We start from the raw sequence: 13,131 nt of genomic DNA, 5'->3' as shown, positions 1-13,131 counted from the left end.
AGGATCCGGCGTCCGGATCCGAGAGGCACAGGGATGAGAGAAGTCAGCCGCGACGTCAGCGGCCAGCGCGACCTCGTCCTGTTCACCGACGGACTGCCCGAGCTCGACGCCGACGCGGGCTACCGCGGGGCCGTCGCGGCGCGCGCCGCGGGGATCACCTACCGGCAGCTCGACTACTGGGCGCGGACCGAGCTCGTCGAGCCCACCGTGCGCGGCGCGTCCGGCTCCGGCACGCAGCGCCTCTACGGCTTCCGCGACATCCTCGTGCTGAAGCTGGTCAAGCGCCTGCTCGACACCGGGATCTCGCTCCAGCAGATCCGCACGGCGGTCAACCAGCTCCGCGAGTCCGGGGTCGACGACCTCGCGCAGACGACCCTGATGAGCGACGGCGCGAGCGTCTATCTCTGCACCTCGAACGACGAGGTCATCGACCTGCTCAGCCGCGGCCAGGGCGTCTTCGGCATCGCCGTCGGCAAGGTCCTCCGCGAGGTCGAGTCGAGCCTCGTCGAGCTCGACCACCAGTCGGTCGACCCTGGCGACGAGCTCGCCCAGCGCCGCGCCTCCCGCCGCGTCGGCTGACCGCCCACCCCTCGCGGGTCGACCGCGGCCCCGGGGACTCCGATGTCTCCTCCGCGCGCTCAACTGGTCAGGAGCGGACCCGCCTGCAGCCGTGCTGTGCGAGCAACGGGCGCCACCCGAGTCTCACCGTGCTGATCGAGTGGCGGGCTCCGCCCGCGCATCGAGAGTCCGCGCCGAACTCCGACGCCGAGCGTCTGCCGGCGCCGTCCCTGGCGCTCCTCGAGCACCGAGCATCGCCCGCGAACCGAGACCTCGAGCCGGAGGAGTCCGACGGACCCGCCGGCCCTAGGTCGCGGCGGGGACCTGCTCGCCGATGCGTCCGGTGCGGATGACGCGGTCGAGCAGCAGGTCGAAGTTGTGCGCCATCTCCTGGGCGCTCTCCCCGGGCCAGACGTGGACGGGCTTCGCCGCGCCCTGCGCCTGCTGGAGGGAGGTGCGCTCCGGGAGCTGCGGGCTGAGGACGAGCGGCCCGAACATGTCGCGCAGCTCCTTGATCCGGAACTGGTGCTCCAGCGACTGGACGCGGGCGCGGTTGACGATGATGCCCAGCGGCTGGAGGCGCGGGCTGAGTCCGCGGCGGATCTCCTCGATCGCCCGGAGCGCCCGATCGGCGGCGGCCACCGAGAACAGGCCCGGCTCCGTGACGACGGCGACGCGGTCGCTCGCGGCCCAGGCCGTGCGGGTCAGGGCGTTGAGCGAGGGGGCGCAGTCGATCAGCACGAGGTCGTAGTCGGCCTCGACGCTCGCGAGGGCCTCCTCGAGCTTCCAGATGTCGCGGATGCTGGGGTGCGGCCCGTCGAAGTTGATCGCGGAGGGGCTGCCGATCAGCACGTCGATCGTGCCGTGGTGCTCCTTGGTCCAGCCGGAGGGGGCGATCGCCGAGCGGACGATCTTCTCCTTCGGCGACGTCAGGACGTCGGCGATGTTGAGGTGGCCGGCGACGTTGATGTCCATTCCGGTCGACACGTCGGACTGGGGATCGAGGTCGACGACCAGCGTTCGCAGGCCCTTCGAGAACGCCGCGGATGCAAGGCCGAGCGTCACCGTGGTCTTGCCGACGCCGCCCTTGAGGGAGCTCACGCTGAGTACATGCATGGCTGACTACTTTACGTTCCTCCGGGCGGCAGAACCTAACCGTTCGCTGCACGCGCCGTCCGCGCCGCCTCCGGAAGCGGGCCGCACTAGCAGTCGGAGCGCGCTCCGACCAAGCCGCCCGGCGCGATCCGGGCCCGCCGGTACACTCGTCCTGAGCGGAAGGAGGCTCGTTCGCATGGATGAGCGCAACGACGAACAGCCCGACACCGACACCGGCACCGGTCCCACGCCGCGGACCGCCATGGACGCGGCTCGGGAATCGGGTCAGTACTCCCCGCGAGCGAGCGACACCGCTCCGACCCTCCTGCCCGACGGCGTGCGGATCACCCCGCCCGGCCCGCGGCGCCGCTCCACCGCCCCCGCTCCGGTCGAGGACGAGGACGCGATCGACGTCGGCCGCCTCGGCCTGCCGCCCTCGCGCTCGCGCGCTCTCGTGCCCCCGGAGCCGAGTCCTGCTCCGACCCCCTCACCGGCTCCCGCTCACCCGTCCGGCGCGAACGGACCGGTCTCGGCGGGGATCCCCGCCCGAGCGGAGTCCGCCGAGAAGCCCGCGGCGTCCGAGTCCGCAGGGGAGCCCGCCGCCGTCCCCACGCGCCGCGACCGCCTCCGCGCCGAGTCCTCGAGCGCCGCTCCCGCCCCGTCCGCGCCGAGCGCCGCCGTCCCCGAGTCGGCGTCGATGCTCACCCCGGACAGGCTCCTGGAGGTCAACCGCAAGACCCGTCCCGCTCCCACGGGCGGCTGGCACCGCTTCCTCTACGGTCTGACCTTCCACACGGTCAACCTCGGCGACTCCGCGAAGGTGAAGGCGTGGAAGGCGATGGACGAGCGGATCGGCCGGCAGTTCGAGGGCGGCACCCGCTTCGTCCCGGTCATGACCCGCAAGGGCGGCGTCGGCAAGACCACGGTCACGACGCTCCTGGGCATGGCCCTCGCCGACGCGCGCGAGGACCGCATCATCGCGGTCGACGCGAACCCCGACCGCGGCACCCTGGCCGAGCGCGTCCCCAAGCAGACGCGGGCGACCGTCCGCGACGTCGTGAACCGCGCGGCCGGCGTGACGGGGTTCACCGAGTTCTCGACGATGGTCTCCCGCGACGAGACCCGCCTCGACGTCCTCGCCTCCGACACCGACCCGCAGCTCTCCGAGGCCTTCGACGAGGACGACTACAACGTGGTCGCCGATCTGGTCGAGCGCTTCTACTCGATCATGCTCACCGACTGCGGCACGGGCATCGTGCACTCGGTGATGCGGCCCACGCTGCAGCGCGCCGACACGGTGGTGATCGTCTCGGGCGGCAGCGTCGACGAGGCCCGCCTGGCCTCCGAGACCCTCACCTGGCTGGACGCGAACGGCTACGGCGCCCTGGTGCGCAACGCGGTCGTCGCGCTCAACACGGCGACGCAGGGCACGAGCCTGGTGAAGCTGGAGGAGATCGAGTCGCACTTCCGCTCCCGCGTCCGCGACATCGTCCGGATCCCCTACGACCCGGTGCTCGCCGCCGGCTCCGTGGTGAAGTGGGAGCAGCTGCGCGAGGGCACGAAGGACGCCGCGCGCCTGCTCGCCGCGCTCGTGGTCGAGGGCATGCCGGTCCGACGTGTCTGAGCCCCGGGCTTCCGGGGCGGCGTCCGCCGCGCACCAGGACCGCACCGACGGGCGCGACGCGTCCACCGACGCCTTCGACCTGATCGTCATCGGGGCCGGCTCCGGCAACTCGATCGTCGGTCCGGAGTTCGACGGCCTGCGGGTCGCGATCCTCGACGACGGGGAGTGGTTCGGCGGCACCTGCCTCAACGCCGGCTGCATCCCGACCAAGATGTTCGTCCATGTCGCCGACGTGGTCACCGACGTCGACCAGGGCGGCCCGATCGGCGTCCACTCCCGCCTCCGCCGCCCCGAGTGGGCCGAGGTGCGCGACCGGGTGTTCGGCCGGATCGACGCGATCAGCGAGGGCGGTTTCGAGTACCGCGATCAGCGCTCCCCGAACGTGACCGTCCTCCGCGAGAGCTTCGGCTTCGAGTCGCTCGGAGACGGCGACCGCCCGCACGTCCTCGTCAGCGCCAGCGGTGCCCGCATCAGTGCGCCGCAGGTGGTCGTGGCCGCCGGCTCGCGGCCCAGGCCGCTCCTCGCCGCGTACGAGCCGGACCCCCGCATCCAGGACTCCTCCTCCGTCATGCGGCTCGACGAGCTCCCCGAGCGGATGCTGATCCTCGGCGGCGGCGCGGTGGCCGTCGAGTTCGCCCACGTCTTCTCCTCCTTCGGCACGGCCGTGACCGTCGCCGTCCGCGGCGACCGCCTCCTCCGCGCCCTCGACGAGGACGTCTCGCGCCGGTTCACCGGGATCGCCGCCGAGCGGTACACGGTGCTCACCGGAGTGAGCGCCGAGAGCGTCGACGCCCGCCCTGACGGGCTCCGCGTCGCCCTCAGCGACGGCACGACGGTCGAGACCGACCTGCTCCTCGTCGCCCTCGGCCGCGACCCCAACAGCGACACGGTCGCCGCCGCCTCCGTCGGGATCGATCTGCACGAGGACGGCCGGATCAGCGTCGACCCCGAGCAGCGCGTCCTCTCCGGCGGACGCCCCGTGCCCGGCCTCTTCGCCCTCGGCGACGTGTCGTCCCGCTGGCAGCTCAAGCACGTCGCCAACCACGAGGCGCGCCTCGTGGCGCACAACCTCCTGCACCCGGGCGAGCTGCTCTCCGACACCCTCTCGCCGGTGCCCGGCGCGATCTTCGCCCACCCGCAGATCGCCCACTTCGGGCTCACCGCGGCCGAAGCGCGGGACCAGGGCCTGGACGTCGTCACCGTCACCCAGGAGTACGGCTCCACCGCCTTCGGCTGGGCGCTCGAGGACGACTCCAGCGCCTGCCTCCTGGTCGTCGGCATCGACGGCGCCCTCCTCGGCGCGCACATCATCGGGCCGCAGGCCAGTATCCTCATTCAGCCGCTCGTCCAGGCCGCCAGCGCCGGCACCGGCATCCGCGGACTCGCCCGCAGCCAGTACTGGCCGCACCCCGCAGCGAGCGAAGTCGTCGAGAACGCCCTCCTGAGCGCGGAGGAGGCCCTGAGGGAGCGCACCACATGACCGAACGCCAGATCCGCATCTTCGGGGACCCGGTGCTGAAGACCCCGTCCACGACCATCGAGACGGTCGACGCCGGCGTCCGCGGCCTCGTCGAGGACCTCGTCGACAGCGTCCGGCCGCCCGGACGCGCCGGCGTCGCAGCCCCCCAGATCGGCGTCAACCTCCGAGCCTTCAGCTACAACGTCGACGGCGTCATCGGGTACATCCTCAACCCCGAGATCATCGAGCTCAGCGGAGACCCGCGACCGGTCGACGAGGGCTGCCTCTCCGTCCCGAACCTCTGGTACCCCGCGATCCGCTACCCGCACGCGAAGGTCCGCGGCACCGACCTCGACGGCAACGAGATCGTCCTCGAAGGCGACGGCCTCATGGCCCAGGCCCTCCAGCACGAATGCGACCACCTCGACGGACGCCTCTACCTCGACCGCCTCTCCCAGGACGACCGCCGCGCCGCCATGAAGGCCGTCCGGGAATCCGACTGGTTCTGAGTTGGATTCCGAGCCGGTCCTTGCCCGGCTCGGCGCGGTCGGCTTTTCGAGGTGGGCGCGTTCGGTGGAGCGTCGTGCGTTCCGCCGACGGTGAAGCGCTGGCACGCGCTTCACCGGATACGGCTGTGTTGAGGGGGAGCCGGTCCTTGCCCGGCTCCGCGCGGTCGGCTTTTCGAGGTGGGCGCGTTCTGTGGAGCGTCGGGCGTTCCGCCGACGGGAAAGCGCTGGGACGCGCTTTCCCGGATACGGCTGTGTTGGTGGGGAGCCGGTCCTTGCCCGGCTCCGCGCGGTCGGCCTTTCGAGGTGGGCGCGTTCTGTGGAGCGTCGTGCGTTCCGCCGACGGGAAAGCGCTGGGACGCGCTTTCCCGGATACGGCTGTGTTGAGGGGGAGCCGGTCCCTGCCCGGCCCGGCGCGGTCGGCACCGCGACAGGGGCGCGTCGAGGAGAGCGTCGGGCGTTCCGCCGACGGGATAGAGCTGGGCGCGCTGTCCCGGAGGCGGCTGCGATCGGAACGGCCTGCTGGTGACGCGGGGAGAGCGCGGGGTCAGCGGAGGGAGATGCCCTCGGTGGCGGGGGCGGCGGAGTAGACGGCGGCGATGGTGTCGGCGAAGTCGGCGAGGATGACGTTGCGCTTGATGCTCATCTTCGGAGTCAGGTGACCGCTCGCCTCCGTGAACTCGGTCGGGAGGATCACGAACTTCCGGATCGACTCTGCACGGGACACGCGCTCGTTCGCCGCATCGACGGCCCGCTGCACCTCGGCCAGAACGACCGGGTTCACGGCCGCGTCCTCGAGTGAGAGGCCCTTGTCCTGCCCGTTGTTGGCGAGCCACGTCGGCAGCATCTCGGAGTCGAGCGTGACCAGAGCGGCGATGAACGGGCGCTGATCGCCGACGACGACGACCTGGCCGACCAGCGGGTTCGCGCGGATCGGATCCTCCAGCGCCGCCGGAGCGACGTTCTTGCCGCCGGCGGTGACGATGATCTCCTTCTTCCGCCCGGTGACGCGCAGGTACCCGTCCTGGTCCAGGGTTCCGAGGTCGCCCGTGCGGAACCACTCGCCGTCGAACGACTCGGCCGTCGCCGCCTCGTTGTTCCAGTAGCCGCCGAAGACGTCGATGCCGCGCACCTGGATCTCGCCGTCGCCCGCGATCCGGATCGAGACCCCGGGCATCGCCGGGCCCACCGAGCCGATCTTGAACCGCTCGGTGCGGTTGACGGTGGCGGGCGCCGTCGTCTCCGTGAGGCCGTAGCCCTCGAGGATCTTGATGCCGAGGCTGTGGAAGAAGTGCCCGAGCCGGTCCCCCAGCGGCGCCGAGCCGGACACGGCGAAGCGGACGTTCCCGCCCATGGCGGTGCGCAGCTTCGAGTACACGAGCCGGTCGAAGAGGAGGAACTGCAGCTTCAGCGCGAGCGGCACCGAGCCCGCCTCGAGCGCCATCGAGTGGGCGACGGCGACGTCGGCCGCGCGGCGGAAGATCTTCCCCTTCCCCCCGGCCTCGGCCTTCTGCTCGGCGGAGTTGTAGACCTTCTCGAACACGCGCGGCACGGCCAGGAGGAACGTCGGCTTGAAGGACGCGAGCGAGGGGAGCAGCTGCCTGGTGTCGGCCTGGTGCCCCACCTTCACCCCGCCGTGCACGCAGAGGATCGCGATGAAGCGGGCGAACACGTGCGCGGTGGTGATGAACAGCAGCGTTGACGCGCCGGGCTGGTGGATCAGCTCCGTCAGCGCGACCGCCGAGTTGCGGCTGAGCTCGACGAAGTTCGAGTGCCGGATGATGCAGCCCTTGGGGCGGCCGGTGGAGCCGGAGGTGTAGATGATGGTCGCGATGTCGGTGCCGGTCGCCAGCGAGCGGCGGCGCTCGATCTCGGCGTCCGGCACGTCGACGCCGCGCGCGACGAGCTTGTCCAGATCGCCCAGCCCGATCTGCCAGGCGAGGCGGACCTCGGGAAGGTCGGCGCGGATCTCGTCGAAGCGGGCGAAGTGCTCGGGGGTCTCGACGATCACGGCGTGCGCGCCGGAGTCGGCGAGGTTCCACTGCACCTGCGCGGGGGAGGAGGTCTCGTACACCGGGACGAGGACCCCGCCGGCGAACCAGACGGCGAAATCGATCAGCGTCCACTCGTAGCGCGTCTTGCAGATCAGTCCGACCTTCTCGCCCGGCTCGAGGCCGGCGGCGACGAAGCCCTTCGCGAGGGCCGTGACCTGGTCGAGGAACTCCTGCGCCGTCACATCGCGCCAGCCGTCGCCGTCGGGCAGCGCGAAGAGCGGGCGATCGGGCGTCTCGCGGACGCGGTCCAGCAGGAGGGCGGTCGTGTTGGCCTGGGGATCGGCCGGAACCACCAGGGGGGAATCGAACTGGTCCACGGCAACTCCTTCGGTACCAGAATGAACGTCGTCTCCACCCTACCGGCGCGGCGCAAGCTGTGGATCCGTTCAGGGTAACGATCCAGGGGTGGCTCCGCGAGGAGGGCCGACACGCGTCGCCGGGTCTCGCCGCTGAGCCGCATCGGAGCGCTCGCGGTCACTACACTCGTCCTGGCCGCCGCTCAGGGCGGCCCGCCGACGCTGCCGCGCCGGTGGCGACGGGAAGGCGGTTCGCGTGCACGCGATCGGGATCGACATCGGCGGCACGAAGATCGCCGGAGCCCTGGTCGACGAGTTCGGGGGGATCCTCCGCGAGGACCGTCGGCCCACTCCTGCCGGGCACCCCGAGCTGATCGTCGACGTCGTGGTCGAGATGGTCGAGCATCTGCGCTCCGGCCTGCTCCCGGGAGACGTCTCCGCGGTCGGAGTCGCCGCCGCCGGCTTCATCGACGCCTCGCAGTCGATCGTCTACTACGCCCCGAACATCAACTGGCGCAACGAGCCCTTCCGCGAGAAGCTCTCGGCCCGCATCGACCTGCCGATCATCATCGAGAACGATGCGAACGCCGCCGGCTGGGCCGAGTTCCGCTACGGCTCGGGCCGCCTCGTCAGCGACATGCTGATGCTCACCATCGGCACCGGAGTGGGTGGCGCGATCGTCATCAACGACCGGCTCCTGCGCGGCGGCTTCGGCGCCGCGGCCGAGATCGGGCACATGCGCGTCGTCCCCGGAGGCCTGCCCTGCGGCTGCGGCGCCCGCGGCTGCATCGAGCAGTACGGCTCGGGCCGCGCGCTCCAGCGCTTCGCCGGCGAACTGGCCGACGCGGGCGGAATCGGCCAGGGCATCGCCGACGCCCGCGCCCGCAACGGCGGCGAGCTGAACGGCCACCTCATCTCCGAGCTGATCACCGCCGGCGACCTCGGCGCCCTCGCGGCGCTGCGACAGCTCGGCCACTGGCTGGGCGAGGCGGCGGCCAGCCTGAGCGCCGTCCTCGACCCGCAGATGTTCGTCATCGGCGGCGGAGTGGCGCAGGCGGGCGACCTCCTGCTGGACCCCATCCGCCAGGCCTACCTCGACAACCTCCCCGCCCGGGGCTACCACCCCGAGCCCGAGTTCCGCATCGCGGAGCTCGTCAACGACGCCGGAGTCGTGGGGGCCGCCGACCTGGCGCGCCTGCACGCGAGCTCCCTCTAGCGGCACCCGCCGCACCCGATCCGCCGCACCGCCGAGGAGCCCGATGTTCTACTGGTTCATGAAGCACATCGTCGCGGGCCCGCTCCTGAAGACGATCTTCCGGCCGTGGGTGGTCGGTGCCGACAAGGTGCCGCAGAACGGCGGCGTGATCCTCGCGAGCAACCACCTCTCCTTCATCGACTCCGTGATCCTCCCGCTGGTGATCGAGCGGAACATGGTCTTCCTCGCCAAGAGCGACTACTTCACCGGCAAGGGCCTCAAGGGCTGGGCGACGCGGACGTTCTTCACCGCCACGGGGATGCTGCCCATCGACCGCTCCGGTGGCAAGGCGTCGGAGGCCTCGCTCAACACGGGCCTCCGCGTCCTCGCGGGCGGCCACGCCCTGGGCATCTATCCCGAGGGCACGCGCAGCCCCGACGGCCGCATGTACCGCGGCCGCACCGGTGTCGCGCGCATGGTCCTCGAGGCCCGCGTGCCCGTCATCCCGGTCGCCATGATCGACACCGCGCGCATCATGCCCATCGGGAAGCGCCTGCCGAAGCTGGGCCGCATCGGCATCGTCTTCGGGGAGCCGCTCGACTTCAGCCGCTTCGAGGGCATGGAGGGCGACCGGTTCATCCTCCGCTCGATCACCGACGAGATCATGTACGAGCTCCTCGCCCTGAGCGGCCAGGAGTACCTCGACGTCTACGCGACCTCGGTCAAGGAGAAGCGCGCGGCCCTCACCCGCTGAGCGCGCGCTCGACGCCGGGGCCCCCTCCCGGCCGAGCGCCCTGCCAGGCGATAAGCTCGTCAACCGCTGCCGTCCGTCCGGACGGCGGCCCTCCGCGCGCCGCTGGCGCCCGTCAGAACCGGGAACACCCTCGTGGTCATCGATCCGAACGAACCGTACGTCCTCGCCGCCCCCTCCGTGGTCGCCGGCCTGGACTATTGGCGCGAGCTCGAGATCAAGCAGCAGCCGCAGTGGCCCGATGCGGAGGCCGTGCGAGCGGCGTCCGCCGAGGTGGCCGCGCTCCCTCCGCTGGTGTTCGCCGGCGAGGTGGACCAGCTGCGCGAGCGTCTCGGAGCCGCGGCCCGCGGCGAGGCGTTCCTCCTGCAGGGCGGCGACTGCGCCGAGACCTTCGCCGGAGCGACCGCCGAGCAGATCCGGAACCGCGTCAAGACCGTGCTGCAGATGGCCGTCGTCCTGACCTACGGCGCGAGCATGCCCGTCATCAAGATGGGCCGGATGGCCGGCCAGTTCGCGAAGCCGCGCTCGAGCGACCTAGAGACCCGCGGCGACGTGACCCTGCCCGCCTACCGCGGCGACATCGTCAACGGCTACGACTTCACCCCGGAGTCCCGCGCCGCGGACCCGCGCCGCATCGTGCAGGGCTACCACACCGCCGCCTCGACGCTGAACCTCATCCGCGCCTTCACGCAGGGCGGATTCGCCGACCTGCGCCTCGTCCACTACTGGAACAAGGGCTTCACCGAGAACCCGCAGAACCAGCGCTACGAGCAGCTGGCCCGCGAGATCGACCGCGCGGTCAAGTTCATGGTGGCGTGCGGGGCCGACTTCGAGGGCATGAAGCGCACCGAGTTCTACACCGGCCACGAGGGCCTGCTGATGGACTACGAGCGCCCCATGACGCGCATCGACTCGCGGACCGGCACGCCGTACAACACCTCCAGCCACTTCATCTGGATCGGCGAGCGCACCCGCGAGCTCGAGGGCGCGCACGTCGACTTCCTGTCGCGGGTGCGCAACCCGATCGGCGTGAAGCTCGGCCCGTCGACCACGCCCGAGACGATGCTCGAGCTGATCGACAAGCTCGACCCCGAGCGGGAGCCCGGTCGCCTCACCTTCATCACCCGCATGGGTGCCGGGAGGATCCGCGACGCCCTCCCGCCGCTGCTCGAGGCCGTCAAGCGGAGCGACGCCCTGCCGCTGTGGGTGACCGATCCGATGCACGGCAACGGGCTGACGACGCCGACCGGCTACAAGACCCGTCGCTTCGACGACGTGGTCGACGAGGTCAAGGGCTTCTTCGAGGCGCACCGCGCCGCGGGGACGCACCCGGGCGGCATCCACGTCGAGCTCACGGGCGACGACGTCACCGAGTGCCTCGGCGGCTCGGAGCACATCGACGAGGCGACGCTCGCCACCCGGTACGAGTCGGTCTGCGACCCGCGCCTCAACCACATGCAGTCGCTCGAGCTCGCGTTCCTCGTGGCGGAGGAGCTCCGGGGCCGCGCGATCTGATCCCGACCCCGACCGCCGGTCGAGTCCCCGCCGAGGGGCTCGACCGGCGGCGTCAGGTCGTGATGGTGATCGACAGCTGGATCGTCGTGCCGCGCTGCACGAGATCGCCGGCCTTGTTGGACTGGTTCGTGACCTTGGTCAGCTCGTTCGGCGCCGCGTCGATCAGCGGGCCGAGCGTCGTCAGGGAGTAGCTCCACGACAGGTCCGCCGCCTCGAGGGCCGCCTTCGCCTCGTCGCGGTTCATCCCCACGACGTTCGGCACGGCGACGGGCTCGGGCCCCTTCGACACGACGACCGAGACGGTGTCGCCGGTCACGGCGGGCGCCTCGGGGTTCGCCTGCGTGAGGACGACGCCCGCGGCCACGGTGTCGCTCCAGTCCTCGCCGCTGCGGTCGAGGGCGAGACCGGCCGCCTCCGCCTTCGCCGTCGCGTCGTCGATCGAGAGGCCGACGACGTTCGGGATCGGTCCGAGGCTCACCACCATCGCGATGGTGCTGGTCTCGGACATCGTCTCGGGCAGCGCCGATCCGTCAGGCAGTGAGGCGGAGACGACCACACCCACGTCGACGTCGGCGTCGAAGATCTTCGAGACGTCGCCGACGGTGAAGGAGCCGCCCGTCACCGCGGCGGCAGCGTCGGCCTCCGAGAGGCCGGCGAGCGACGGGACCGGCAGCTGGCGCGGCCCGCTCGAGACGGTCAGCGTGATGACGGAGCCCTTGTGCACCCCCTGCCCGCCGGGCGGATCGGAGCTCACCACCGTCCCCGCGGGCACGGTGAGGTCGGGCGTCTCCTGCGGCTGCACCTCGAAGCCCTGCGCCTGCAGCTGGGCCGTCGCGTCCTGCTGCGACTGGCTGACGACGTCCGGGATCGACACGATCGCGCCGGGTCCCTCGCCGAACCACCAGGCCGTCCCGCCGCCGATGAGCGCCAGGAGGAGGACGACCACCGTGAGCAGGACGCCGCGGCGCCGTCGGACGCGGCGCCTGCTCGCGAGCCGGGCGACGGTGTCGTCGTCCTCGTCGACCACGAGCACCGCTCCGGGGGCCGGCGCCGGGTCGAAGACCGAGGTCTGCCCGGGCTCCGCCGTATCGAAGACGGCCGTCGCGGGCGCCGGATCGGCGACGGGCGCCGGGAGCGGGGTGACCGCCTGCGTGTTGCCGCGGCGGTCGCTCGGTGTGATGCCCATGAGCCGCTCGGCCTCGAGCAGCTGCGCGAGCATGACACCGGCGTCGCGGGGCCGCATGTCCGGGTCGCGCTCGGTCGCCCAGAGGACGAGCTCGTCGAGCGAGGTGGGGACGGAGGCGACCGTCGCGCTGGGGTACGGGACGGAGTCGTTCGCGTGCTGGTACGCGATCTGCATCGGCTGCTCGCCCGTGAAGGGCTGCTCTCCGGTGAGCATCTCGTAGATCATGATCCCGATGGCGTAGATGTCGCTGCGGGTGTCGGCGGTGCCCCGCGTGACCAGCTCGGGGGAGAGGTAGGCGATCGTGCCGAGGAGGGCCTGACCGGAGGCGGTGTTGGCGGAGGCGGCGCGCGCGAGGCCGAAGTCGCCGATCTTGATCCGGCCGTCGTCGGCGAGGAGCACGTTCTCGGGCTTGAGGTCGCGGTGGAGGATCCCGGCGCGGTGCGCGGCGGCGAGACCCGAGAGCACGGAGTGCATGATGTCGACGACCTGCTGGGCGGTCAGCCGGCCGCGCTCCTTGAGCAGGTCGCGCAGGGTGATCCCGGGGAGGTACTCCATCACCAGGTAGGCCATGTCCGAGTCCTGGCCCTGGTCGAAGACGCTGACCACGTTCGGGTGGGCGAGACGGGCGGCGGAGCGCGCCTCCTGGACGAAGCGGTTCTTGAACGTCGCGTCGTCGGAGAGGTGGCCGTGCATGACCTTCATCGCCACGCGGCGCTCGAGGCGCTGGTCGTGCGCGAGGTAGACCGTCGCCATGCCGCCGCGGGCGATCCTCGAGCGCACCTCGTACCGGCCGTCGACGAGACGGCCGAGGAGAGGGTCGAGCTGGCTGGTGGTCACGCGACGAGTCTAGGCAAGACCCCCGGGGGAACCGGTGAGCGACGCCCGGGCGGCG

Annotated in this window: 10 protein-coding genes; 7 read left to right on the top strand and 3 right to left on the bottom strand. The window is 71.7% G+C overall.

What is annotated here, in order from left to right; translation table 11 throughout:
• Positions 1-33: 33 nt before the first annotated feature.
• Positions 34-579: a MerR family transcriptional regulator gene (locus C5C46_RS01415; RefSeq protein ID WP_104222575.1), complete on the top strand. Its 546-nt coding sequence runs from the start codon at positions 34-36 to the stop codon at positions 577-579.
• A 285-nt stretch (positions 580-864) separates the two neighbouring features.
• On the opposite strand, the gene C5C46_RS01410 is transcribed toward C5C46_RS01415, so the two are convergent.
• Positions 865-1,674, bottom strand: coding sequence for a ParA family protein (locus C5C46_RS01410; protein WP_104222576.1), 810 nt, complete (start codon positions 1,672-1,674; stop codon positions 865-867).
• A gap of 175 nt (positions 1,675-1,849) precedes the next feature.
• Between C5C46_RS01410 and C5C46_RS17160 the strand changes: the two genes are divergently transcribed.
• The 3 genes from C5C46_RS17160 to def are packed head-to-tail and all read left to right on the top strand — an operon-like array spanning position 1,850 to position 5,245.
• On the top strand, positions 1,850-3,277 hold the full coding sequence (locus C5C46_RS17160; RefSeq protein WP_258059246.1) for a MinD/ParA family protein: 1,428 nt from the start codon (positions 1,850-1,852) through the stop codon (positions 3,275-3,277).
• Positions 3,270-4,757, top strand: coding sequence for a mycothione reductase (locus C5C46_RS01400; RefSeq protein ID WP_104225379.1), 1,488 nt, complete (start codon positions 3,270-3,272; stop codon positions 4,755-4,757). The genes C5C46_RS17160 and C5C46_RS01400 overlap by 8 nt, the downstream gene beginning before the upstream one ends.
• Positions 4,754-5,245, top strand: a complete 492-nt coding sequence (def, locus tag C5C46_RS01395) for a peptide deformylase (RefSeq protein ID WP_104225378.1) — start codon at positions 4,754-4,756, stop codon at positions 5,243-5,245. Before C5C46_RS01400 ends, def begins: the two co-directional genes overlap by 4 nt.
• Before the next feature lie 544 nt (positions 5,246-5,789).
• On the opposite strand, the gene C5C46_RS01390 is transcribed toward def, so the two are convergent.
• The gene (locus C5C46_RS01390; protein ID WP_104225377.1) at positions 5,790-7,613 is read right to left on the bottom strand and encodes a long-chain fatty acid--CoA ligase; all 1,824 of its coding nucleotides are present in this window, start codon (positions 7,611-7,613) and stop codon (positions 5,790-5,792) included.
• Between the two features lie 235 nt (positions 7,614-7,848).
• Between C5C46_RS01390 and C5C46_RS01385 the strand changes: the two genes are divergently transcribed.
• From C5C46_RS01385 to C5C46_RS01375, 3 genes are all read left to right on the top strand, one after another.
• On the top strand, positions 7,849-8,808 hold the full coding sequence (locus C5C46_RS01385; protein WP_104222580.1) for an ROK family glucokinase: 960 nt from the start codon (positions 7,849-7,851) through the stop codon (positions 8,806-8,808).
• 43 nt (positions 8,809-8,851) lie between these two features.
• Positions 8,852-9,541: a 1-acyl-sn-glycerol-3-phosphate acyltransferase gene (locus C5C46_RS01380; protein ID WP_104222581.1), complete on the top strand. Its 690-nt coding sequence runs from the start codon at positions 8,852-8,854 to the stop codon at positions 9,539-9,541.
• A gap of 177 nt (positions 9,542-9,718) precedes the next feature.
• Complete coding sequence (locus C5C46_RS01375) at positions 9,719-11,053, top strand: class II 3-deoxy-7-phosphoheptulonate synthase (RefSeq protein WP_104225447.1); 1,335 nt, start codon at positions 9,719-9,721, stop codon at positions 11,051-11,053.
• 52 nt (positions 11,054-11,105) lie between these two features.
• Here the strand turns inward: C5C46_RS01375 and pknB are convergent, their stop codons facing one another.
• A complete protein-coding gene (gene pknB, locus C5C46_RS01370; RefSeq protein WP_104225376.1) occupies positions 11,106-13,076 on the bottom strand; it encodes a Stk1 family PASTA domain-containing Ser/Thr kinase in 1,971 nt (656 codons plus the stop codon).
• Positions 13,077-13,131: the final 55 nt, after the last annotated feature.

Origin of the sequence: Rathayibacter sp. AY1E6, from assembly GCF_002931115.1 — a bacterium.
Classification (GTDB): domain Bacteria; phylum Actinomycetota; class Actinomycetes; order Actinomycetales; family Microbacteriaceae; genus Rathayibacter.
Note: the sequence above shows the minus strand (reverse complement) of the source record. Positions and strands in the feature narration are given on the sequence as shown.